Annotated in this window: 23 protein-coding genes; 16 read left to right on the top strand and 7 right to left on the bottom strand. The window is 65.8% G+C overall.

The genetic code is table 11. The annotated features are described in order from the left end of the window. Positions 1-8 precede the first annotated feature (8 nt). Complete coding sequence (locus FVW59_RS17565; RefSeq protein ID WP_187275957.1) at positions 9-1,568, bottom strand: AMP-binding protein; 1,560 nt, start codon at positions 1,566-1,568, stop codon at positions 9-11. Between the two features lie 202 nt (positions 1,569-1,770). On the opposite strand from FVW59_RS17565, the gene FVW59_RS17560 reads away from it, so the two are divergent. Further along, the gene (locus FVW59_RS17560) at positions 1,771-3,006 is read left to right on the top strand and encodes an HD-GYP domain-containing protein (protein WP_148065686.1); all 1,236 of its coding nucleotides are present in this window, start codon (positions 1,771-1,773) and stop codon (positions 3,004-3,006) included. 55 nt (positions 3,007-3,061) lie between these two features. Continuing rightward, positions 3,062-3,748, top strand: coding sequence for a thermonuclease family protein (locus tag FVW59_RS17555; protein WP_148065685.1), 687 nt, complete (start codon positions 3,062-3,064; stop codon positions 3,746-3,748). 6 nt (positions 3,749-3,754) lie between these two features. Here the strand turns inward: FVW59_RS17555 and FVW59_RS17550 are convergent, their stop codons facing one another. The 3 genes from FVW59_RS17550 to FVW59_RS17540 all read right to left on the bottom strand — a co-directional run bounded on the left by FVW59_RS17550 (position 3,755) and on the right by FVW59_RS17540 (position 6,922). After that, positions 3,755-4,405 (bottom strand): hypothetical protein, encoded by a 651-nt coding sequence (locus FVW59_RS17550; protein WP_148065684.1) that lies wholly within the window; start codon positions 4,403-4,405, stop codon positions 3,755-3,757. 41 nt (positions 4,406-4,446) lie between these two features. Continuing rightward, positions 4,447-6,396 (bottom strand): serine/threonine-protein kinase, encoded by a 1,950-nt coding sequence (locus FVW59_RS17545; RefSeq protein WP_148065683.1) that lies wholly within the window; start codon positions 6,394-6,396, stop codon positions 4,447-4,449. A 184-nt stretch (positions 6,397-6,580) separates the two neighbouring features. After that, on the bottom strand, positions 6,581-6,922 hold the full coding sequence (locus FVW59_RS17540; RefSeq protein WP_148065682.1) for a hypothetical protein: 342 nt from the start codon (positions 6,920-6,922) through the stop codon (positions 6,581-6,583). A gap of 223 nt (positions 6,923-7,145) precedes the next feature. On the opposite strand from FVW59_RS17540, the gene FVW59_RS17535 reads away from it, so the two are divergent. From FVW59_RS17535 to FVW59_RS17500, 8 genes are all read left to right on the top strand, one after another. Beyond that, positions 7,146-7,439: a PepSY domain-containing protein gene (locus FVW59_RS17535; protein WP_148065681.1), complete on the top strand. Its 294-nt coding sequence runs from the start codon at positions 7,146-7,148 to the stop codon at positions 7,437-7,439. A gap of 3 nt (positions 7,440-7,442) precedes the next feature. Continuing rightward, positions 7,443-8,126 (top strand): response regulator transcription factor, encoded by a 684-nt coding sequence (locus FVW59_RS17530; protein WP_148065680.1) that lies wholly within the window; start codon positions 7,443-7,445, stop codon positions 8,124-8,126. Next, complete coding sequence (locus FVW59_RS17525) at positions 8,123-9,448, top strand: ATP-binding protein (RefSeq protein ID WP_148065679.1); 1,326 nt, start codon at positions 8,123-8,125, stop codon at positions 9,446-9,448. The genes FVW59_RS17530 and FVW59_RS17525 overlap by 4 nt, the downstream gene beginning before the upstream one ends. Positions 9,449-9,586: 138 nt before the next feature. Next, positions 9,587-10,201, top strand: a complete 615-nt coding sequence (locus FVW59_RS17520; protein WP_148065678.1) for a fumarylacetoacetate hydrolase family protein — start codon at positions 9,587-9,589, stop codon at positions 10,199-10,201. Between the two features lie 125 nt (positions 10,202-10,326). Beyond that, entirely contained in the window at positions 10,327-10,632 is a 306-nt protein-coding gene (locus tag FVW59_RS17515) for a hypothetical protein (RefSeq protein ID WP_148065677.1), read from the top strand. Between the two features lie 173 nt (positions 10,633-10,805). After that, complete coding sequence (locus FVW59_RS17510; protein WP_148065676.1) at positions 10,806-11,357, top strand: HNH endonuclease; 552 nt, start codon at positions 10,806-10,808, stop codon at positions 11,355-11,357. 79 nt (positions 11,358-11,436) lie between these two features. Beyond that, a complete protein-coding gene (locus FVW59_RS17505) occupies positions 11,437-11,955 on the top strand; it encodes a shikimate kinase (RefSeq protein ID WP_148065675.1) in 519 nt (172 codons plus the stop codon). Positions 11,956-12,351: 396 nt separating this feature from the next. After that, positions 12,352-12,570, top strand: a complete 219-nt coding sequence (locus tag FVW59_RS17500; RefSeq protein ID WP_148065674.1) for a PA3496 family putative envelope integrity protein — start codon at positions 12,352-12,354, stop codon at positions 12,568-12,570. Between the two features lie 96 nt (positions 12,571-12,666). Here the strand turns inward: FVW59_RS17500 and FVW59_RS17495 are convergent, their stop codons facing one another. Further along, positions 12,667-13,509 (bottom strand): LysR family transcriptional regulator, encoded by an 843-nt coding sequence (locus FVW59_RS17495; RefSeq protein ID WP_187275956.1) that lies wholly within the window; start codon positions 13,507-13,509, stop codon positions 12,667-12,669. Positions 13,510-13,627: 118 nt separating this feature from the next. Here FVW59_RS17495 and FVW59_RS17490 point away from each other — a divergent pair, with 118 nt between their 5' ends. Continuing rightward, entirely contained in the window at positions 13,628-13,834 is a 207-nt protein-coding gene (locus tag FVW59_RS17490; RefSeq protein WP_148065672.1) for a type II citrate synthase, read from the top strand. Between the two features lie 29 nt (positions 13,835-13,863). Here FVW59_RS17490 and FVW59_RS17485 read toward each other — a convergent pair whose 3' ends face one another. Beyond that, positions 13,864-14,709 carry a hypothetical protein gene (locus FVW59_RS17485; protein WP_148065671.1) on the bottom strand — a complete coding sequence of 282 codons (846 nt, stop codon included), beginning with the start codon at positions 14,707-14,709 and terminating at the stop codon, positions 13,864-13,866. Between the two features lie 36 nt (positions 14,710-14,745). Continuing rightward, complete coding sequence (locus FVW59_RS17480; RefSeq protein ID WP_148065670.1) at positions 14,746-16,095, bottom strand: glutamine synthetase family protein; 1,350 nt, start codon at positions 16,093-16,095, stop codon at positions 14,746-14,748. 115 nt (positions 16,096-16,210) lie between these two features. On the opposite strand from FVW59_RS17480, the gene FVW59_RS17475 reads away from it, so the two are divergent. The 5 genes from FVW59_RS17475 (at position 16,211) to FVW59_RS17455 (ending at position 23,739) form a co-directional block, all read left to right on the top strand. Continuing rightward, positions 16,211-17,506 (top strand): NAD(P)/FAD-dependent oxidoreductase, encoded by a 1,296-nt coding sequence (locus FVW59_RS17475; RefSeq protein WP_148065669.1) that lies wholly within the window; start codon positions 16,211-16,213, stop codon positions 17,504-17,506. Positions 17,507-17,596: 90 nt separating this feature from the next. Continuing rightward, on the top strand, positions 17,597-18,628 hold the full coding sequence (gene epmB, locus FVW59_RS17470) for an EF-P beta-lysylation protein EpmB (protein ID WP_148065668.1): 1,032 nt from the start codon (positions 17,597-17,599) through the stop codon (positions 18,626-18,628). Positions 18,629-18,874: 246 nt separating this feature from the next. Then, positions 18,875-21,397, top strand: coding sequence for a TonB-dependent receptor plug domain-containing protein (locus FVW59_RS17465; RefSeq protein ID WP_148065667.1), 2,523 nt, complete (start codon positions 18,875-18,877; stop codon positions 21,395-21,397). A 151-nt stretch (positions 21,398-21,548) separates the two neighbouring features. Beyond that, positions 21,549-22,097 carry a PilZ domain-containing protein gene (locus FVW59_RS17460; protein WP_148065666.1) on the top strand — a complete coding sequence of 183 codons (549 nt, stop codon included), beginning with the start codon at positions 21,549-21,551 and terminating at the stop codon, positions 22,095-22,097. Positions 22,098-22,377: 280 nt separating this feature from the next. Further along, positions 22,378-23,739, top strand: coding sequence for a Fic family protein (locus tag FVW59_RS17455; protein WP_148065665.1), 1,362 nt, complete (start codon positions 22,378-22,380; stop codon positions 23,737-23,739). Positions 23,740-23,828 lie beyond the last annotated feature (89 nt).

Genomic DNA, 23,828 nt, shown 5'->3' with positions numbered 1-23,828 from the left:
GTCGGGATTCAGGCGGCAGGGCACGCCTCGCCGGCAAAGCGGGCTCGCAGCGCGGGTTTATCCACCTTGCCGGCAGCGTTGACCGGCAGGGCATCCACCCGCAGCCAGCGTTTGGGGGTTTTGTAGCCGGCCAGCAGGCCGCGGCAGTGTCCGGCGAGCGCCTCGTCAGTCACCGCATTATCAAGCTGCATCACCGCCACTACCACCTCGCCCCAGCGGGCGTGGGGCAAACCGATGACGGCACAATCACGCACCGCGGGATGGCGACGCAGCACTTCCTCCACCTCGCGCGAGGCCACGTTCTCGCCACCGCTGATGATCATGTCCTTTTTGCGATCCACCAGGTAAAGATAGCCCCGGGCATCGAAGCGGCCAACATCACCGGTGTGCAACCAGCCGCCCACCAGCGCCCGCGCCGAGGCCTGTGGCTGGCGCCAGTATCCCGACATGCACTGGTCGGCGCGCACCAGCACCTCCCCCGGCTCACCGACCGGGCAGTCGCGCCCGCCCTCGTCGACCAGGCGTACCTCGGCCGTGGGCAGGGGGCGCCCGACCGAGCGCAGCAGTTGGGTTTCGCCGGCCGCCGCGCAGGCGTGATCATCCGCCGTGAGAAAAGAGATACTGCCGGCCAGCTCGGTCATGCCGTAGCTCTGGCAGAGGCCGACAGAGGTCTCCGCCAGCAATCGCCGCAGCAGGGACTCCGGCATGGCGGCGGCGCCATAGCCGATGGAACGCACGGTGGCGAAATCCGCCGGCGAAAAATCCGGGTGTTCCAGCAGCATGGCGATCATGGTCGGCGCCAGGGACATGGTGGTCACCCCCAGTTCGCGACAGCTGCGCAGGGTATCGCCGGCCTCGAAGCTGCGCGCCAGTACCACCGCGGCACCGTAGCGATGCTGCAGCAACACATTGTGGGCCGCCACATGGAACAGGGGAAAGGGATAGTAATAGCGGTCACCCACTGCAACCGGCCGCCCCAGGGCGGCGGACGCCAACCCGGCGAGAAAGGCGGCGTGGCTGAGCACCGCGCCTTTCGGACGGCCGGTGGAGCCGGAGGTATACAGGATCCAGACCGGGTCCGCAGGATCGAGGGCAGGTAGCTCAGCCGCCCCGCCAGCCCGGCGCCAGGCCTCGAAGTCCGGCCCCAACGCCACGCACTCCAGGCCCGCCGGGCAGTCCGGGTGCTGGTGGAGATTGTCCAGAAGGGCGCTGTCACCGACCAGCATCTCCACCCCGGACTGCTGCAGCTGGTACAGCCATTCCGCCGGAGCCAGGCGCGCATTCAGCGGCACCAGCACCAGGCCCGCCAGCGGCACCGCATAAATCAGTTCGACAAATTCCGGGCAGTTCCAGGCCAGCACACCCACCCGGGTTCCCGGCGCCGCGCGGGCAGCCAGGGTCGCCGCCAGTTCCTCGACCCGCTGTTGCAGATAGCGGTAACTGAGTGCCTGACCCTGCCACCACAAGGCTGTTGCCTCCGGTGTTCTTTCGGCCTGCAGGGCCAGAATGTCCGGCAGCGTGCGCGGCCCGGACGCCGCAACGGTTGGTAATTGGCCACCCTCTGGCACCGACGCTTTCTCCCAATATTCAGGCGGGTTTGTGAACGGGACACTAGCATAAACGCACGCGCACGGGCATCGCTCCGGCGAATACGGGCGGAACATTTTTCTGGACTTATCGCCAGAAAAACACTGCCGCCGGTGATACGCAAACGTAGACTTTGGCGTATCCATCACTGGATTGCACAGTGGGTGAGGGGCTGGAAACCGTATGCTGACAACCATAAAAGTGTTGACCAAGGATCTGGAGCAGGGGATGTATGTCAGCGCGCTGGATCGCTCCTGGCTGGAAACCCCCTTTCCCATCCAGGGCTTCCAGATCGAGAACCAACAGCAGATCGAGCAACTGCGCAACTTCTGCACCTACGTCATGGTGGATGCACGCAAGAGCCGGCAGGGCGAAAGCTCCCTGCAAAGCAAGCTGGGCAAGGGTCGCAAGCGGCAGGCGGTGTCGCATATCTTCAAGGGGCGCGACCTCGCGCCCTACCGCGACGACAGCAACTTCGAGGAAGAGCACCCGCGCGCCGTGGCGGCGCTGGACACACTGGTAGAAGACCTGTGGCAGGTGTTCGAGCAGGTCAACGAACGCGGCAAGATCCGCGCGGCCCAACTGAAGCGCGCGGTGGAGCCCCTGATCGGCAGCGTCAGCCGCAACCCCGACGCCTGCCTGTGGATCACCCGACTCAAACATCACGACGAGTACAGCTACCACAAGGCCCTGAGCACCGCCATCTGGGCCGTCACCCTGGGCCGCGAACTGGGCCTGCCGCGCACCGACCTGCGCTCGCTGGCCATGGGCGCCATGCTGATGGATGTGGGCAAATTGCGCATCGACCCGAAGGTCCTGAAAGCCAATCGCAAACTCAAGCCGGACGAAGTCCGGGAAGTGCGCCGGCATGTCAGCTATGGCCAGGATATTCTCAACGCGAGCGGTATTCTCAACCAGGATGTGGTCGACATGGTCGCCCATCACCACGAGCGCTACGATGGCAGCGGCTACCCGGCGGGCCTGAAAGGCGACGAGATCCCGCCGGTGGCGCGGGTAGCCGGCATTGTCGACACCTACGGCTCGCTGACCAGCGAGCGACCCTACGCCCGGGCCATGAGCCCCTCGGCGGCGATTCGCACCCTCTACGAGTTGCGCGACATCAAATTCCAGGCCGAGCTGGTGGAGTCCTTTATCAAGGCCATCGGTGTCTACCCCGCCGGCACGCTGGTGGAATTGAGCTCCGGCGAGGTGGGCGTGGTGGTGGCCGAGAGCCGCGTGCGCCGCCTCAAGCCCAAGGTGATGCTGCTGCTGGACGACGGCAAACGGAGCCTGGCCGCGCCGCGGGTGGTCGACCTGCAGAGCGAAGCGGACAACGACGAGCCCCTGCTGATTCGCCGCAGCCTGGAGCCCGGCGCCTACCGCATCGATCTGTCGGCGATCAAGGTGCCGGGCCTCTGAGTTGTTGCGCACTGGGGTATGATGCCCGCAGGCCCGACCCGGACAGACACACTGCATGCCCCGACCACCCTTTCGCCGCCAGCGCCGCGGCAGCCGCAAATCCTTCGCCCGGGCGCCCTGGACCCGCGGCCTGCGCAACCTGTTGTTCCTGGCGCTGGCGGTCAGCGCCCTGCAACTCGCCACCCGCGGCGAGATCAGCTGGCCACAGCAGTTACTGGAACAGGCCAGAGAAACCCTCAACCGCTCCGACGCCGGCTGGCGCCAGGCCTCCGACGCGCTGGAACAGCAGGGCCAGCGCCGCGAGGGCGACCCGCTACCCCGTTTCGACCTGGGCGGGCGGGTGGTGCGCGTCAGCGACGGCGACACCCTGTCGCTGCTGGACAGCAGCGGCGAGCAGCACAAAATCCGCCTGTACGGCATCGACAGCCCGGAACTGGCTCAGGATGGCGGCCGCGCCGCCCGCGAGTCCCTGGACAGGCTCGCCTACCAGCGCCAGGCCGGGGTGGTGGTGGTGGACCGGGATGACTACGGGCGCGCTGTGGGCACCGTCTACGTCGGCGACAACAACCTCAACCTGGCCCAGGTGGCCAGCGGGCATGCCTGGTGGTATCGCCACCACGCGCCCCACGAGCGGGCGCTGGAAGCGGCGGAGCAAGCCGCGCGGCAGCAGCGCCTGGGACTCTGGGCCCGGGGCAATCCGCAGGCGCCCTGGAACTGGCGCCGCGAGAACCGGCGCCAGTAGGGTAGGCTAGCGGCCTGCGACAGGCGCCAGCGCCAGCAGCTGCGGAGTCTCGCCGGCGAGGAATACCAGCTGCAGGCTGTGCCGCTTGTCGCCCACCAGCTCGCCATTCAGCATCAGGTCGGAACTGACCGGGTAAACACCCTGGGGCAGGCCGTCGGGCAGGGTGAAGCTGAACTCCCCGGTAAAGCCACCCCCGCGCTCACCGGCCTCCTTGGTCATGGCCTTGAGGGCGATAGTGTTGTCCTCGTTGTCCCAGATGGTCAGGCGCTCCTCCAGCACCACCGGCTTGCCACTGCTGCCCTCCACCACCTCGATGTAGGATTTCACCTTCACTTTGGTGCCGGGGCTGACCGCATCGCCGGGCAGGATTTCGGTGCGATAGGCAGACACAGTGGTATTCACCGGCCGCGAGCCGGTTTCTTTTTCATAGTCGCGGTTCACTTCCTCGGGCGTTTTGGTCTGCACCGAGGTGTAGCCGATGATCATGTCGCGGATGATTTCCTGGGTTTTCTGGACAATGATGGCCTCGGTGGTGCGCTTGGCCGTGTCCTCCACCACATCCTTCAGGCGGCTGAAAAAATCCGCATTGGCACCACTGACATAGCCGGCGCAAAGCAGCGCACAGCAACACAGGCTAAGGGGTTTCAATCTACGCATACGGCACCTCCTGTGGCCTCTGCACATACCTCAAACATAGCTCACTCAATCGAAATCTTCCTTTTCGCGGCGCTCTGGGCGCTCTCGGCCTGCTGCACCAGTTCACGCGCCGGCCCGTAGCCGGGCACGATGGCCAAAGCCGACTCGGACTTGGCGATGGTACAGCTATAATTGCGCGCCGCAAGACAGTCGCGGGCGGCGTCCAGCAGGGTGTCCGCAGTGCGCTGGTTCATCTGCGCCTGGGCCAGGGCGGAGGCCGAGGCCTGTTTCAGTTCCACCGCGCGGGTGTTGCCGGCATCCAGCGCCAGCAACGCGTCCGCCCGCTCGACCACGCAGTCGAAGCGGGACGCTTGCAGGCAGTCTTCCGCCTCCTGTTGCAGGGCGGCGACCTGCTCCTGCAGCGCCGCCTGTTCGGCCTGCAACTGCGCCTGCCGCTGTTCGACCTGCTGGCGCAGGGGGTAGAGATCGGCGCTGGAGGCGCCCGCCGCCTCGGCTTCATCGGCGGACTCCAGCGCACACTCTAGATCGCCCTCGCCCAGACAGGCCTCGGCTCGCGCCACAATGCCGTCAATCTGCAGCTGCCGGCTGCCGCGCTCGGCCCGCTCCAGCAGCGCTTCCGCCCGCGGTTCACCGGCCTGCAGCGCCAGCACTTCCCGCGCCTTGACCCGGGCGCAGGCAAAATCGCCGGCGTCCAGGCAGTCCCGCGCCTCCTGCAGGCGCCCCTCCACCTGCGCCACCGCCTGCCGCTCGGCCTGCTCCTTGCGCGCCGCACTCAGCAGACGCTCGGCCTCCGGGTTGTCCGGCGCCAGGTTCCTGGCCACCAGGGCGTTCTCGCTGGCGCAGGCGAAATCGCCACTGAAGAAGCAGTCCTGGGCAGCTTTCAGGCGGCTTTGTATGGTTTCCTGCTGGGCCTGGCCAGCGCGGTACTGCTGCCAGCCAATCCCGCCCCCGGCCACCAGCGCCAGTACCACCACCGCGGCGATGGCGGCTTTGGCACTGCCCTTGCGCGGCGGTATCAGCGCATCGCGGAAGGCGGCGATGGTCGCCGGGCGCTTGGCCGGGTCGAAGCTGAGGGCCGCCGCCAGCACCTGCCACTCCTGGTTATTCAGCCCCTCCGGCCGCGCCGGTTTCAGGCCCAGCTCGCGGGCCTCGGCGGCGCTCTTGCGCTGGAAGGGATGCTCGCCGGTTAGCATGACGTAGAGGACGCAGGCCAGGGCGTAGATATCGTCACTGAAACGCGGCGGCTCACCGCGCACCATCTCCACGGTGGCGTAGGCCGGCGTCAGGGCGCCCAGTTCACCGGCGTCAAACTCGTGGCTGAGGGCGTTCTTGTTGGCCGCCCGGGCGATGCCGAAGTCGAGGATTTTGACGGTGCCGCCGGTGGTCACGAAGATATTGCCGGGCTTGAAGTCGGAGTGCACCAGGTCGCGCTTGTGGGCGTATTCCAGGCCCGAGCAGAGGTCGCGGAAATAGCGAAATGCCACCTCCTTGCTGAAGGGTGCTTCGAGCTTGAGGAGGGCGTCGAGGGGGTCTCCCTTGAGCAGCTCCATAGTCATGTAAATGGTGTCGCCCTCGCGATCGAAGTCGTGCACCGTGACAATGTTGGGGTGGGCCAGCTTCTGCGACTTCACCGCCTCCTGCTGCAGCGACACAAAGGCCCGCGGGTGCTGGCTGAACTGCTGCCCCAGCACCTTGACCGCGATATAGGGATTGCGATCCTCCGCCTCTACCTTGCGCAGATCCTGGGCCTTGTACACCAGCCCCATGCCGCCGCGCCCGAGGATGTCCTCCAGCACAAAGCGGCCATTCAACAGGCGCCCCTGCTGGCTCTGGGCCTCCCGCGCCATTTCCGCGGCGCGGTCGAAGCCGGTCGAGGTCGCTGCTCCGGTGACAGTTCCCTGCCCGGCGGGTTCGGTGTTGCCGACCTCGGTGGCGTCGCCACCCGTTTCGGTGGGCGCATCACCCGTTTTGTTATTGCTCTGGTCTACCACTTGGCTGCCCCTTGCCGTTGCCGCCCCAAGGATATCAGAGCGGCCAGTCCATGCCTGCGGTGCGGCCGGTCGCCGCCCCAGCACAGAGTATAGGAGTTGCCCGTGAGCAAAAAAAGTCAGTAAAAAAGGGGCCTTGCGGCCCCAGGTCTCCCCTTGCTTTTATCGCCCCGCCCAGGCGCCGCCGTCAGTGCCTGTGACGGTGGTCATGCCGGTCGAAACAGGCCCTGCCGTCGTGGTAGTGACGCAGGGAAATACTCAGCCCCGGCAGGCCGATGAAGGCGCCGTGGTAGCGGTCGCGGTCGTGGCGGTGCCAACCGGGATAACGCGACCAGCCCGGGCCGCGAAAATGCTTCTTCCAGTGCGGGGGCGCATGGTGCTTGCGATAGTGCTTGTCCCAGTGGTGGTCGCGATGCTCTTTCTTGTGCCAGCGATCCCGGTCACCGCGATGGCGGTCATCCGCCAGCAGGTCGCCACTGGCGCCGGCCAGCAGTGCACCGAGAGTCAAAATGCCCAACAGGTGTTTCATGACGCAGCTCCTTCAGTACCGTAACGTCGCCCCCACAGTAGGTGAGGCCGTATGAACGCAAGCTGAACGGGGCGAAGCGCCGTGATGCGGGCCGTTCAGGCGCTGTTCATCTGCACGCGGCTATCTTCAGGCCGTCAGAATGGATGCCACGGTTTGCCCGCCTCCTGTATGGCGCTAAGATCTGCCGGCAGCCTTCAATCCACTCACCAGCCACGGCGCAACCATGCGACTCACCCGACTTCGCCCCACCTTTGCCACCTTCCTGCTCGGCGCACTGCTGGCCACCAGCCTGGCGCCGGGCCCGGCCCATGCCCAGAAAGGGCAGCAAAAAGGGCAGCAGCAGGGCCAGCGCGGGCAGTCACAGCAAGCGGAGGGGATGTCACCCCGGCAGGCGGCCGCCCAGGCCCAGTCGCGCCACGGCGGCAAGGTGCTCAAGGTCAGCCGGGAGGGCAGGGGCTACCGCGTGCGGCTGCTGCTCGACAACGGCCGCGTGATCACTGTCAGCGTGAAGGACTGAGCGGTGCGCCTGCTGATCGTCGAGGACGACAGCCGCCTGCAGGACCGCCTGGCGCAGCACTTCCTGGCGGCGGGCTGGAAAGTGGAGCAGGCGGCCGACGGGCGGGAAGCGGACTACCTGGCGCGGGAGTACGCCTTTGACCTCGCCCTGGTCGACCTCGGGCTGCCACAGCGCTCGGGTATGGAGCTGGTGCGCGGCTGGCGCGCAGATGGCCTCACCCTGCCGCTGCTGATTCTCACCGCCCGTTCCGACTGGCAGGACAAGGTGGAGGGGCTGGAGGCCGGCGCCGACGACTATGTGACCAAGCCCTTCCACCTGCCCGAACTGGAGGCCCGCGCCCATGCCCTGCTGCGCCGGGCCGCCGGGCGCGCGGACGACCGCGCCGCGTTCGGCCCCCTGCGCATCGATTTTCGCGCCCACAGCGTGAGCCGTGACAACCGCCCGGTAGAACTGACCCACTTCGAGTTCGAAACCCTGGCCTACCTGGCCGGCCGCGCCGGCGAGGTGGTCAGCCGGGGCGAGCTGATCGACCACCTCTACGACCAGGACTACGACCGCGACAGCAACGTCATCGAGGTTTTTGTGGGCCGCCTGCGCCGCAAGCTCGACCCCGACGGCAGCCTCAAGCCGATCGAGACCGTGCGCGGCGCCGGTTATCGCTTTGTCCTGGCCAGCAGCGGCCGGTGAGCGCGTCACTGCACTCGCTGTCGGCCCGCATCCTGCTCGCCAGCCTGTTGCTGGTGCTGCTGTTCCTCGGCAGTAGCGGCCTGTACCTGGAGCGCAGCCACCGGGTCAGTATCGAGGCCGCCCAGGCGGAACGACTGCAGCTACAGGTAATGACCCTGCTGGCCCAGGCCGACTACGACAGCCGCCTGCAGATGCCCACGGAAATGCTCGAGCCGCGCCTGAACCAGGCCAGCTCCGGTCTGTACGCGCGCGTCAGTGGCGCCGGCAACCAGGTCCTGTGGCAGTCGCACTCCGCCCTGACCCTCGCCGCCCCCTGGGATGGCGCGCCGCTCGCCCCGGGGGAGCGCCGCTTCGGGCGCAACGGCGACCTCTACCGGCTGGACTACCAGGTCATCTGGCAAACCGATTCGGGCCGCGACATCCCGCTGCGCTTCAGCGTGCTGGAAAGCAGCGCGGCGGTGGACGCGGATCTCGCCACCTATCGCCGCCACCTGTGGTTCTGGCTGGGGGGCTCGACCCTCCTGTTCGCCCTGACCCTGCCGGCGGTGCTGTACTGGAGCCTGGGGCCCCTGCGCCGCCTGGCGGCAGACGTCGCCGCCATCGAAGCCGGCCGCAGCGAGCGGCTCGAAGGCCCCTACCCCGCGGAGGTGCGCCCCCTCACCACCAACCTCAACCGCCTGCTGCAGGGCGAGCAACAGCGGCGACAGCGCGCCCGCGACACTCTCGCCGACCTCGCCCACAGCCTGAAAACCCCGCTCGCCGTGGTGGCCAGCGCAGATCCGGCACAGCCGGCCTTTCCCGCGCTGGTACGGGAGCAGGCGCAGCGCATGCAGGACATTGTCGACTACCAGCTGCAGCGCGGAATCGGCGGCGGACAGGCGCTGCTACACAGCGTGCCGGTGACGGAACTGGCAGAGCGCCTTTGCGCCAGCCTGGCCAAGGTCTATGCGGAGCGCGGGCCGACCTTCGAAATCGTGGCGGAAGGGGCACCGCAGTTTCGCGGCGACGAAAGGGATCTGCTGGAAATGCTGGGGAACCTGGTGGACAACGCCTGCAAGCACGGCGCCGGTGCCGTCCGCATCCTGGCCCGGCAACAGGCGGGAGAACTGGAAATCGCGGTGGAGGACAACGGCCCCGGCATCGCCCCGGCCCTGCGCGACACAGTGCGGCACCGGGGCATCCGCGCCGACACCCAGGCGCCCGGCCAGGGCATCGGCCTGGCGGTGGCCGGCGACATCGCCGCCAGTTACGACGGGGAGCTGCGCATCGGCGATAGCCAGCTTCTGGAAGGCGCCCGCATCAGCCTGCACTTCCCCGCCTGAAACGCCGGCGAACGCTGCGTTTGCAGCCCCCGGGGGGCCGCTTGCCGCTGCCGGGCGACGGGGCTAGAATGCGCCCGCCCCGGGGGTTGCCGCCCCCGGGATGACCTTGCCAACACTGCCAGCGAGAGCACCGCCGGGATGAATACTGTCACTGTCGACGGGCGCACCGTCACGCCCTCGAAGATCGTCTGCGTGGGCCGCAACTACGCCGCCCACATCGCCGAGCTGGGCAACGAAGTACCGGACGACATGGTGGTCTTCCTGAAGCCCAATTCCGCCATTGGCAGCGAGCTGCAATCCCGCCTCGGTGAACCCCTGCACTACGAGGGCGAGCTCGCCTTCGTGGTAGAGGGTGGCGCACTGGCCGCCGTGGGCTTTGGCCTGGACCTCACCCGGCGCGAGCTGCAGAGCCAGCTGAAGGCGAAGGGGCTGCCCTGGGAGCGCGCCAAGGCCTTCGATGGCGCTGCCCTGTTCAGCGATTTTGTCCCCCTGCCCGCGGGCGCGCCGGAGGGCCTCGGCCTGGAACTGGAGGTCGACGGCGAATTGCGGCAGAAGGGCGATATCAGCCTGATGCTGTATCCGCCGCGCACCGTGCTGCAGCAGCTGGCCGGCTTTCTGTCGCTGGAGGACGGCGACATCATCATGACCGGCACCCCCGCCGGCGTGGGCGAAGTGCGCGCCGGGGAAACCTTCAGCGGCCACGTACTGCACGGCGACAGGCGCCTGGTCAGCGCCAGCTGGCAGGCCCGCTAGCGCGCCCGTCAGCAATAGCACGCGTGGCGCCCGGGGCCACGCGATTGGCGCCATTGGCAATACGGCAATGCGGCGCTCTCTCTTACACTGAAACCCTGCCTGAACCCATCCCGATGGAGACTGCAATGATCAGCACTTTCAAAACCAAACTGCGTATGGCGTCCGTTGAGGACCGCCTCAGTCACGGCCTCGGCCTGCGCCCGACCACCGCGGTGTGGATGACCCGCATGGCCTGGGATATCGCCGACCAGCGCAGTATCAACCTGATGGCCTTTCGCGGCAAAGCCCTGCTGCAGCAGTGCATCTGCCTGCTGGACAGCTCCGTCTACCACAACCTGCTGTGCATGGCGGCCGAAGACAGCCCCCGCTTCAGCACCTTCCTGGCCGATTTCCGCAGCGCCAACAGCGCCGCCACCGCGCACGCCGCCTGATCCCGCAGGCGGCTCCCGCAAGCCGGGGGAGCCGTTTTCACCGCCCCTGTATCCGCGCCGGGCGATCTTTCCCGGACCCGCCTCGAGAACGTCCCGCGCACTGTCATTTTCCCGTGATTGTTTAACCGCGCGATTTGCAGTAGCTTGGATGAAACCCACTACTGTGGCAGCCCATGCAACCCATCCTGAAACTGGATCTTGCGGGCCAACCCCGCGGCTGGATTACCGCACAGGAGGCGATTTCCGCCTACGCCAGGGGCGATGTCGTATACGGCGTCGGGGATCCGCTTCCCCCGGTGTTCGGCGGCATCCAGCGCCTCTCCGGGCAGCGTTCGCGCATCGATTTGCAACCCATCATCGCGCTGCAGGGCCGTATCGTGTCCACCTTCAGCCTGTCACTGTGCAACCGCACCCTGTTCCGCCGCGACGACCACCGCTGTCTCTACTGCGGGCGCCAGTTCAGCCGCGCGGAACTGACCCGAGACCACGTTCTGCCCACTTCCCGCGGCGGCCTAGACCGCTGGGAAAATGTGGTCGCCGCCTGCAAACGCTGTAACTGGGCCAAGGACGATCGCACCCCGGAAGAGGCCCACATGCCGCTGCTGGCGGTACCGTTCCGGCCCAATATCTGGGAGTGGCACTTCCTGTCCAAGGAGCGGATTCTCGCCGACCAGATGGACTACCTGTCGCGACAGTTCCACGCCGAGCGCGACTGGGCCCACTGACCGCCCCTGCGGGGCTTGTGCCTGCGGCGCCGAGCCGGATAATGGCGCCTTTTTTACAGCCCAGCCCGGAACTGCCAGCATGCGCGACCCTCACCTGCCCTCCACCATCAGCCTGATCGGCATGCCCGGCGCCGGCAAAAGTACCGTCGGCGTAATTCTGGCGAAACTGACCGGCCTCGCCTTCTCCGATACCGACCTCGCCATCCAGCTGCGCGAAGACGCCACCCTGCAGGAAATCGTCGACGGCCGCGGCCACCTGGCCCTGCGCCAGATCGAAGAGGAAGTGCTGCTGGAAGTGGATCTGGAGAGGGCGGTGATCTCAACCGGCGGCAGTGTGGTCTACAGCGAGGCCATCATGCAGCGCCTGCGCGAGGCGGGGCCGGTGGTGTATATCAGGGTCGACCTGCCGGTGCTGGAGGAGCGGGTCGCGGCGGCCCCCCTGCGCGGCATCGCCAGCGGCGCCGCACAGAGCTTCGCCGATATTTTCAGCGAGCGCACACCGCTCTACGAACACTACGCCGACATCACCGTGGACGGCTGTGCCGGCAGCGCCGACACCGTCGCCGCCCTGATACTGGCCGCCGTTAGCGCCCGCTGACAGGCGCGTCCGCCCCTGTCCGCCGGACAGCGGCGGACACCCGCTTTTCCCCTCCATCCCCGGCACCGGCCGCGCAACCGGCTGCTGGCACGGCTTTTGCCCTGCATTCAGAGGGGGTCGCCGCGCCGGCCACTGGCACAGGGACTACCGGGCGCTTCGCCCCCGCCCGGCTCGCGCAAGGAGGCGCAACGGCGCGGCGGCCTCCGCCTCTCATAGTGAATGAGAAAATCGCTGTATTTCCAGCATGGAAATACGTTTTCCGTCTACGCACCCGCTACCGGTTCGACAATTTTTATTTATCGTTTCAGTAACAAAATATTGATTTACTCACCCCCTGCCCTGAGTGATATTTGCGCCGAGATGACGTGGTAAAAATCATCTGGAGGCAGATAAACCATGGGTGACACCAACCAGGATACGGCGAGCAGCGACGACCTGGACGACTTCTTCGAGCCGGTATTGGCCGATTTGTCGGACAGCGATGACGACTTCATCCCCGCATCCACTGAAAAGCAGCGCCTGGCGGAAAAACGCCGTCGCGCCGAGCAGCGACTCGAACAGCGTCGCCTGCGTGAAGAACTGGGTTACTACGACCTGGAACTGGACGACTTCTAAACCGCGGGCCTGGTCCTACCGCATTCGCCCGCGGCTGCCCCCGCAGCCGCAACGGGCACCCCTCCCCTGCTACCCGGCGCCGGCCACCCCCAAGCGCTACAGACGCAAGCCTGAAAAACGGCGGGCCAGAGCTTCTATCGTCTCGCGCTGGGAGGCCTCGGGGTGAAACACCAGCGACAGTTGCCGGGTGTGTACGGGCGCCCCCCGCACCGGCAACAGGCCGCGCCCGGCCAGTGACTGGCGCTGGCCGGCCGGCAGGTAGCAGGCACCGCCATCGGCAATACTCGCCAGCGCCAGCTCGACAATATTGGTGCTCATGGCCGGCAGGGCCTGGTCGCCGAAGTGGCGCACATGAAAGCGGGCAAAACTGCCACCCCAGTCCATGTAGACATAGTCGCCATTAATCGCCCGGCGCAGGGACTGACGCCCGGCGCTGCCGTACAGGCGCAGGCTGAATTCGCCCACTGCCAGGCTGTCCAGTTCAGCCAGCCCCGGCGGGTCGCACAGCAGGGCGCAGTCGAGGGAGCGATCCAGCAGCCTGCGCACCGCCTCTCCCGGCTCGAGGCTGGCCAGGTTGAGACGCAGCCCCGGATCGCTGTCGCGCAGGGCCGCCAGCTTGCGCTGCAGGGCGTCGCCCCACAGGCCATTGCGCAGGCCGATACGCAGCTGTCGCTGCCCGGCGTCGCCCAGCTGCGCCTCGTGGCGGGCCCGGGCCAGGGCCAGCAGCACCGTCTCCGCGTGCGGCACCAGGCGCTCGCCCTCGGCGCTGAGCTGGATGTTGTTGCGGGTGCGGGTGAACAGGGTCGCACCGAGGGACTCCTCGAGCTGTTTGATACGCGCACTTACCGCCGCCTGGGTGATGCAGAGGTTGTCCGCCGCGCGGCCAAAGTGCCGGGTATTGCGGACTTCGAGAAAGGTTCTGAGCAGTTCGGTATCCACCGGGCGCATTCCAGTCGGGTTCCGGCACAGCTTAACCGGCGCCGGCCGCTAATCAAGGGCGCTTCCTCGAATACCGGAGTCGCGCTAGCATAGGCGGCCCAATCGAGGAGACAAACGGATGCCCGAAACAAAACGCGAAGTGCGACCGGTGGAGGTCAACTACATTTGCGATGCCTGCGGCACCGGCATGATGACCCGCTGCGGCGACATGCACCCGCAGAGCGGCGACATAGAACACCGCTGCCTGATCTGCGACCACCGCCAGACCTTTCAGTGGCGCGAATACCCGCGCGTCGAACACATCGGCCTGGACGAGGAGCTCTGAGTCCGCCCCAGAGGACTCAGCGGCTGCGGCTAGCCCGGTTCACTTGAACCCGGGCTGGTCTGCTGCCACTCGAACACGTTCATCTCGATGAAGATGAAGGCGAACAGCCACAGGGCCGCGTCCCAGAAGTCGAGGAAGTCGCCGGCCACCCCCCAGTAGGCTGCCGCGGCGAACAGCGTGAAATAAAGCACGAACTTGATGTAGCGGGAGCCGTACATAATGCGGTCGGACAGGTGGCCGCGCAGTTGCAGGCGAACCTCCACCTCCAGCACCGCCACCACCAGAATCCAGGCGCCGGCGTTGATCACATCGGTCCAGCCGAGTAGCTGGACCGCGTGCAGGTGCCCGGCATCGGTCACGATGTCGAGGCCGGTCAGGCGGTACAGTTCCGGCCCGAAGCTCGCGCAGTTATCGGCCGCCAGCGGCAGGTAATCATCGTGATCCACCATGACGGAAAAGCCCTGCCCCAGCAAACTGCAGGCGTCTGACGTGGCCAGGGCCGTCACCTGGTGCAGGGAGAGCGCATCTGCATAGTACCCGGTAAAGGCGTAGACGATGGCGGCGGAGCACAGCAGGCGCGTACCGTGCAGGGCGTACTTCACCGCGCCGCGAATGCGCGCGTCGTCGAGTACCGAGGTTTCCAGCTCGAACAGCAGCAGCAAAACCACCCAGGCCGCGGTATCGATGGTGGTGGAAAAGACCTGGATGATCTGGCCGAGGGCCACGCCGCCGGTGAAGGTGTACTCCATCGCCGTGAGCTCTTCGTCCAGGAACAGGTAGATGTTGAAACTCAGCAGCAGAAAGGTGAGGTATTTGACTGCGGTGAACACACGGAAGCGGCGATCGCTGCCAAGGAAGGTTACCTGCTCTGTCACGCCGCCCACTCCGCCCGCCTTACCCGTTTGCCCCGCTCACACCTGCAGCAGCAGGTGCTCGCGCTCCCAGGAGCTGATCACCTGGTTGAATTCCTCGAATTCGTCCAGCTTCACAGCGGCGTAGGCGCGCAGGAAGAGCTCGCCGAACATGTCCTGCAGCTCCGGCGTGTCATGCAGCTGCCGCAGGCCCTCTTCCAGGGTGCGCGCCACTTCAACTTCGTCTTCGTTGGCGGTGCCCTGGTGGGGCTCGGTGGCCTTGAGCCCCAGCTTCATGCCGAGGTAACCGCTGGCCAGCGTCGCGGCAATCGCCAGGTAGGGGTTGGCGTCGGCGCCCGGGAAGCGGTTTTCCACCCGGGTCGCCTCGGGTTTGTCGTGGGGTACCCGGAAGGCCGTGGTGCGGTTGTCCATGCCCCAGTTCAAGTTGATGGGGGCTGCGATGTCCGGCGCCAGGCGGCGGTAGGAATTGACGTTCGGGGCGTAGAGACTGATCAGCTCGGGGGTATAGCGCTGCAGGCCGCCGATGTAAGCCAGAAAGGCCTCGGTGAAGTTGCCATCCTTGTCGGCGAAAATGTTCTCGCCGGTGTCGGCGCGCACCACGCTCTGGTGGATGTGCATTGCGCTGCCCGGCTCACGCTGCATGGGCTTGGCCATGAACGTGGCGTACATGCCGTACTTGTGGGCGGCCTCGCGCACGGTGCGCTTGAATACGAACACCTGGTCGGCCAGCTTGAGGGCGTCGCCGTGCAGGAAGTTGATCTCCATCTGCGCCGCGCCGTTCTCGTGGATCAGCGTGTCCACCTGCAACTGCTGCTCGTCGGCATAGTCGTACATGTCCTCCACGAAGTCCTCGAACTCCGCCACCGCATCGATGCTGTAGGACAGGCGGGCGGATTCGCGGCGGCCGGAACGCCCCTTGGGCGGCATCAGTTCGTAGTCCGGGTCGGTGTTCTTGGCGACCAGGTAGAACTCCACCTCCGGCGCCACCACCGGCTTCAGGCCCTCTTTCTCATACAACTTGAGGATATTGCGCAGCACCGAGCGCGACGACAGCGGGTGCAGCTCGCCGCTCGGCTTGTAGCAGTCGTGGATGATCTGGGCGGTGGGTTCGCGGGCCCAGGGCACGACCCGCAGGGTGGAGAGATCCGGCTTGAGGATCATGTCGGCGTCGGTGGGTTCGACAAAGTCCCAGTGGTCGTCACAGTATTCGCCGGTGACGGTCTGGATCATGATGCTCTCGGGCAGTTTGGGGTGACCCAGGCCGAGGAACTGGTTGGCGGGGATGAATTTGCCGCGGGCGTTACCGGTCATATCCGGAACCAGGCATTCGACTTCGGAGATGCGGTGTTCGCGAAGCCAATCTTTGATCGCCTGAATGTCGGTGTCCATGGGGACTCCACAGTGATGAAAGCACTGAGTATCCTGAAGGCGTCACAGCGCCGCAAGGGGGGCTAACCCTAACGTGGTATCCGTGGCCCACATTGGCAACCGTTATAGTTCACACATGACAAAGCATCCCCAGAACCAGGCCCACGTCGACTCGTGGTATGCCGCCAGCGCCAACCGCCAACTCGCTTTCCCGCCCCTGCAGGGGGAGGTGGAGGCGGATGTCTGCATCATCGGCGGCGGCTATACCGGCCTGTCCTCCGCCATTCACCTGCGCAAGCTGGGCTACAGCGTGGCCCTGCTGGAGGCCAACAAGGTGGGCTGGGGCGCCTCCGGCCGCAACGGTGGCCACGTGGGCACCGGCCAGCGCGCCGACCAGCACGACCTGGAAAAATGGGTCGGCAGAGACGCCGCCCACGGCCTGTGGGACCTGGGGCTGGAGGCGGTGGATACCGTCTGCGCCCTGATCGCTGAGTACGGCATCGACTGCGAACTGAAGCAGGGCAACCTGCACGTCGCCTCCAAGGCGGGCGACGCCGCCGATCTGCGCGAGCACGTGGAGCACCTCAACCGCGAATACAACTACCAGCAGATACGCTACGTCGACAGCGACGAGCTGGCGGACATGACCTCCGGCCAGGGTTTCCACGGCGCCACCCTGGACACTGGCTGCCGCCACCTGCACCCGCTGAACTACGCCCTCGGCCTCGCCGCAGCGGCGCAGCAGGAGGGGGCGCAGCTGTTTGAGGGCAGCCGCGTGCTGTCCTACAGCGAAGGCGACAGGGTGCGGGTGAAAACCGACCGGGGGCAGGTCAATGCGCGCTACCTGGTGCTGGCCTGCAACGGCTACCTGGAAAACCTCGAACCGCGCACCGCCGGGCGCATCATGCCCATCAACAACTACATGCTGGCCACCGAACCGCTGGACGCGGCACTGGCGCGACGGCTGATTCGCGACGACACCTCCATGTCGGACACCCTGTTCGTGATCAACTACTGGAAGCTGTCCGCCGACAACCGCCTGCTGTTCGGCGGCGGCGAGTCCTACACCCGCCGCTTTCCGGCGGACATCGGCAACTTCGTGCGCAAGTACATGCTGCGCATCTACCCGGAGCTGGCCGACACCCGCATTGACTACGGCTGGGGCGGCACGCTGGCCATCACCCTGAACCGCATGCCCGATTTCGGCCGCCTGTCGGGCAGCGTGTTCTACGCCCACGGCTTTTCCGGCCACGGCGTACCCACCGCCACCCTGGCGGGCAAGCTGCTGGCGGAGGCGATACACGGCAACGCCACGCGCTTCGACCTGATGGCCCGGGTGCCCTCCCACACCTTCCCGGGCGGCACCCTGTTGCGCTGGCCAGGACTGGTGGCAGGCATGTTATTCTACGCACTTCGCGACCGGCTGGGCTGAGGGCTCTCTGCAGGGGCTGAAGGCTCTCGGCAGGGGCTGAAGGCTCCCAACCGGCGCAACCCCAACCCCGCCACCACCACAGCACACACCATGCACATCATTCACAGCGCGCCAGCAGCGGCGGTAGCCGACTGGCGCGAGCAGTTACGCACGGTCATCAGCGACGGCGCCAGCCTGCTGCGGGAACTCGACCTGCACCCGGAACAGGTCGGCCTGAGCGAGGCCGCCTGCCGCGACTTCCCCCTGAAAGTACCGCGCGCCTTTGTGCGGCGCATGCGCCGTGGCGACCCGCAGGACCCCCTGCTGCGCCAGGTGCTGGCCAGCGCCGGGGAATTGGCCCAGGCCCCGGGCTTTGGCCCCGACCCCACCGGGGAAGTCGGCGGCGCCAACCCCCGCGCCGGCATCATCCACAAGTACCGCGGGCGCCTGCTGCTGGTGGTAGCCAGCGGCTGCGCGGTGAACTGCCGCTACTGCTTCCGCCGCCACTTTCCCTACGCCGACAACCGCAACAGCCGGCGCGAGTGGCAACAGGCGCTGGACTACGTGCGCGAGGACAGCAGCATCAGCGAGGTCATCCTCAGCGGCGGCGACCCGCTGGTGGCCGAGGACGACCACCTGGCGGCCCTGTGCGCCGACATTGCCGCCATTGCCCACGTGAAGCGGCTGCGGATTCACAGCCGCCTGCCCATCGTGCTGCCGGACCGGGTCACACCGGCGCTGCTGGACGCGCTCAACCCGCCGGGACTGCAATCGGTGATGGTGGTGCACTGCAATCACGCCAATGAGTTGGACGATGCCGTGGCGCAGGCCTTCCGGCGCATTCGCGAACGCGACATGACCTTGCTCAACCAGGCCGTGCTGCTGGCCGGGGTCAACGACAGCGAGGACGCCCTGGCCGAACTCAGCGAGGCCCTGTTCGAGCGCGGCGCCCTGCCCTACTACCTGCACCTGCTGGACCGCGTACAGGGCGCCGCCCACTTCGAAGTCGACGAGCAGCGCGCACAGCGCTTGCACGCCGCCATCACCGCCCGCCTGCCCGGCTACCTGGTGCCGCGCCTGGTGCGCGAAATCGCCGGTGAGCCGGCCAAGTCCGGCATTCCCCCCCTGCCACCACTCGCCTGACCAGTACCCTTCACGCACCAGCTTCGGCACCAAAACTGCTCACAAATTCGATTCTGGTGCAAGTGGCGCCCTGCGCAGGCGTGATTTTTACCACTTTTTACCTTTCAAACCCGAGCAACAGCCGCGTAGTTTAAACCGTGGGGACGCCGACAACGGGTGCGGAGAGGCCCGGGCGACCGCCGGCAGGCGGAGAACGCCGCCTGCCAGAAGAACGTAAAACAACAAACTTCAGGTAGGGAACTCACTATGCAGATTTTCAGACGCAGCAAGCTGGCCTGGGCGGTCGCCGCCCAGGTGACACTCACCGCCGGCTATTCACCGGTGGTCAACGCCCAGGACGACACCGCGCTCGAAGAGGTGGTCGTCACGGGCACCCGGCGCGAGGCGCGATCGGTGTTCGACTCCGCCGCCCCCATCGACGTCCTCAGTGGTGACGAATTCCGCAACCAGGGCGCCTCGGACCTCACCACCCTGCTGCGCAACACCGTGCCCTCCTACAACGTCAACAGCCAACCCATCTCGGACGCCGCCACCGTGGTGCGCCCGGCGAACATGCGCGGCCTGGCCTCGGATCACACCCTGGTCCTGGTCAACGGCAAACGGCGGCACCGCGCGGCGGTGATCTCCTGGCTGGGCAACGGCGTGAACGACGGCGCCCAGGGGCCGGACATTTCCGTGATTCCCGCCATCGCCCTGAAACAGGTGGAAGTCCTGCGCGACGGCGCCGCCGCCCAGTATGGCTCGGATGCCATCGCCGGGGTGGTGAACTTCATCCTCAAGGACTACAGCGAGGGGGGCAGCATCGAGGCCAAGTACGGCCAGTACACCGAGGAGAGTGACGAGGCCATGTACGCGGTGGCCGGCAATATCGGCCTGCCCTTTACCGCCAACGGCTTCGTCAACGCCAGCTTTGAATACGGCGAGTCCGACCCCACCAACCGCAGCGTGCAGCGCGACGACGCCGCCGCCCTGATCGCCGGCGGCAACACCGCCGTGGCCGACCCGGCCCAGATCTGGGGCAACCCGGAAATCGAGGAGGACCTGAAGACCTTCTTCAACCTCGGCCTCAACCTGAGCGGCAACACCGAGGCCTACGCCTTCGGCAACTACGCCTCCAAGGAAGTGACCGGTGGTTTCTACTTCCGCAACCCCGACACCCGCGCCGGGGTTTTCGGTGCCGGCACCGACGCCGACGGCAACAACCTGCGTCTGGTGGGCGACATTACCGACGACCTGTCAGGCAACTGCCCCACCAACCTGCGCACCGATGACGCCGCGGGCCTGCAGGCGGTGATCGACGACCCCGACTGTTTCGTGTTCAACGAGATGTTCCCCGGCGGCTTCACCCCCAGCTTCGGCGCGGAAACCGAGGACTATTCCTTCGTGGCCGGCGCCCGCGGCACCACCGACGGCGGCCTGGCCTGGGACGTGAGCGGCAGCGTGGGCTACAACGACGCCGACTTCTTCATCATCAACACCGTCAACGCCTCCCTCGGCCCGCAGTCGCCCACCGAGTTCGACCCCGGCGCCTACACCCAGTTCGAGAAGAACTTCAACGTCGATGTGTCCTACCCGGTGGATATCGGCCTGGCCTCGGACCTGAACATCGCCGGCGGCTTCGAGTGGCGCGACGAGGAATTCGAGATCACCATCGGCGACCAGGCTTCCTGGGAAGTGGGCGCGCTGGCCGACCAGGGCTTCAGCGCCGCGTCCAACGGCTTTCCCGGCTTCGGCCCGCTGGCCGCCGGCGACTGGAGCCGCTCCAACATCGCAGCCTATATCGACCTCGAGGCCGACGTGACCGACAACTGGTTGCTGGCGGTGGCGGTGCGCTGGGAGGACTTCGACGACTTCGGCACCACCACCAACGGCAAGGTGGCCACCCACTTCCAGGTCACCGACACCATCGGCGTGCGCGGCTCCTGGAGCACCGGCTTCCGCGCGCCGACACCGGGCCAGTCCAACGCCTACAACGTGTCCACCGAGTTCAACCTGGCCACCAACGAACTGGAAAACAACGGCACCATCCCCGCCACCAGCCCGGTGGCGGCACTGCGCGGCGGCCAGCCGCTGGACCCGGAGGAATCCACCAACTACACCGCCGGCCTGATCTTCGAACTGGGCAGCTTTGCGGTGACCGTGGACTACTTCAACATCGACGTGGATGACCGCCTGGGCACCTCGCAGAACTTCGAACTGACCGAGGCCGAGCGCGACGCCCTGATTGCCCAGGGCGTGGCCGGCGCCAACAGCCTTTCCACCTTCCGCTTCTTCGCCAATGGCTTCGACACCAACACCGAGGGCTTTGATGTTGTTGCCACCTACAGCATGGACAGCAGTTTCGGGGTGACCGACTTCAACCTGGCCTACAACCAGACCGAAACCACGGTGGAGAGCTTCGTCGCCGGCCTGATCGACGAGGTGCGCATCCAGGAGCTGGAGGAGGCCCTGCCGGAGACCCGCTGGAATGTGATGGCCAATCACACCATGGGCGGCTGGCGCTTTATGGCCCGCTACAGCTACTTCGATGACTGGTACGACTCGGAGGACACCCTGCCCTACGACGGTTACGGCGTGGTGGACGCGGAAGTGGGTTACAGCTTCGACAACCCGGGCTTTACCGTGGTGGTGGGCGCCGACAACCTGTTCGACGAAACCCCGGACGAGAATCCCAACGCCGCCGCCGGCGTGGGCAACCTCTACAGCCAGTGGTCGCCGGGCGGTTTCAACGGGCGCTTCGCCTACGTGCGGTTGATGTACGACTTCTGACCCTCTGCGGCCAGCCGGGGGCGCCAAAGCGGCCCCCGGCTGGCCGAAGTGTTCACCACTTCCCAATTTAGGGTAGTGGCCGCCCCCACCGGTTCCATTGCGCGCGCGCTTGCTCTATAAGTCGGGCTGGGTTCAGCGCAAAAGGTCCACTATGAAGCAGATTCAATCGGGAGAACTGAGTATTCGCAGCGAAGGCGACTGCATGGCCTTCACCATTGGCTCCGGCGACAACGCCCGGGAAGCCCGCATCGCCGACGAAGACCTGCCCCTGATCGCCGAGTTCATCCGCGCCCACAACGAAGCCCGCGCCAACCGGCGTCGCGGCTACCGCCTGGACCTGGATCAATTGCGCCCCGATGAACTGGCCCAACTGCGTGTGACCGTGCGCAGCGAACACGGCGCCGTCATTGTGCGCCCCGCCGACCTCAGCGTGACCGGTATCCGCGTGCAGTCCGACATCCTCGAAGCCAGCCCCGGCCTGCAGGCCGACATCGAACTCGCCTTCGAAGACAAAAGCGTCAACCTGCCAGCCGTACTGGTACGCCGCTACGACGACAACACCCGCTTCGCCTTCCACTTCCCGGAAATCTTCGGCGACGACGGCCGCCTGAAACCACCGCAGACACTCACCGAGATCCTGTATGCGCTGGAGTCGCTGTGGCTGGACAAGAACCTGGATTTGAAGTGGAACCTGGCCTGAGGGGATTGCGCCGAGCCGCGTCAGCGGCGCATCTGTCAGGGTCAGAACAAGCCTAACAAGCATCCTCAAGCTGCTTGCCGGGATGGCAGGCCTGGCTTGGTATACGCATACCCTCTGATTTTTTGCCGCTGATTCTGTTTTTTTAACGCAAAGTAGCCTATCGTCCCAAAATTGGGCGCGGAATCGTTGTCAGCGGCAAAAAATACGGAAAACTGATACTCGGCGTCATTTTCTGTCCAGCTGCGTCCATTTTCAGGATACAGAGCACGGAAAGGGTCCGATGAGAGAAAAGGCAGGATACAGCTGGCTCATTGAGCAATACCAGCTACCCGTGATCGGTCTGTGGCAGCACTGCTACATCGACAGTGCAACCAAGGGACGCCAAAGCCAGGACCTGGGCGAGCACCAATTGCAGCTGTTTGCCCCCAACTACCAGCCAGAGCCGGAAGCATCTGCCCACCTCCAGTTTGCCCTGCGGTACGAGGGCCTGAACCTGCAGGCGCTCAGCCTGTTATTTGATCAGCTTTCGCCCGATGTCCTCTGTGACTGGATTCTGCAGAACCCGACTTCCACCTACGCCCGGCGTGGCTGCTTCCTGTATGAATGGATAACAGGGCGACGCCTCCCCATCGATGATCCCGTTCCCCCCAAAGCAAAGTACGTCGACATCGTGGATCAGAAGCAGGAATTCACGTCAGGCACGGGCGAAAGGGTTCCTCGCTTCAGAGTCAGTAACAATCTCCCCGGCACACGCGCATTCTGCCCCATGGTTCGCAAGACCGATAACCTGAAAGCCATGGTGAACAAAGACCTGCGTCAACGAACCCGTGAAGCACTGGCGCGTTACGACCAGGACCTGCTACGCCGGGCGGCGGCTTTCCTCTACCTGAAAGAGACACAAACTTCTTTTGAGGTGGAGAGAGAAAGGCCCTCCCCCGACCGGGCGCAACGCTTCGCGGACTTGCTGCGCCAGGCCGACACCGGAGAGCCCCTCACTGAGGATCGCCTGCTGGAATTGCAGAACGCCATCATCGACCCCCGCTTCCATGAGTTTTGCTGGCGCCACCAGCAGAACTGGGTCGGTGAAGACCTGGGCTATCGCCAGCGAGTCGAGTTCGTGCCCGCCAGGCCTGAGGACCTGCAGGACCTGATGCAAGGACTGCTGGATACCGCGGCCAAAGCCCGCCTTGCAGCCAATGCAGCTGGCCTGGAAAACGACAAAGCCGGACTAACTTTCGATCCGGTAGTGTATGCCGCAGTCATCGCGTTTGGTTTCGTATTTATTCATCCCTTTATGGACGGCAACGGCCGAATCCACCGGTACCTGATCCACGAGGTGCTCGCCAATGCGGGCTTCACTCCCAAGGGTATCGTGCTACCGGTCTCAGCTGTGATACTGGCGAAGCTCAACGAGTATGTAGCGGTACTGCAGGCATTCTCCAGTCCGCTGCGGGAGCGCACGCAATACGCCCCGGCAACGCCGGATCTGCCGGCCACCGGCAATGATGCAGTTTACTTCCGCTTCTTTGACGCAACGGTTCAGGCGGAATTTCTTTACCGGGCGTTGGAGCGCACCGTAGAAGAAGACCTGCAGCAGGAGATTGTGCGTATACCGCTGAAGTCTGCCACCCATTCCATTTGAAGGCTGCCACCCGGACCGGAGCAAAGCTGCCACCCATCGGAGCGTAGCGACGCGGGGTTTGCATTGTTACTCGGAAGCCGTGGTGTCCG

It is taken from the genome of Parahaliea aestuarii (assembly GCF_008064635.1).
GTDB lineage: Bacteria > Pseudomonadota > Gammaproteobacteria > Pseudomonadales > Halieaceae > Parahaliea > Parahaliea aestuarii.
Note: the sequence above shows the minus strand (reverse complement) of the source record. Positions and strands in the feature narration are given on the sequence as shown.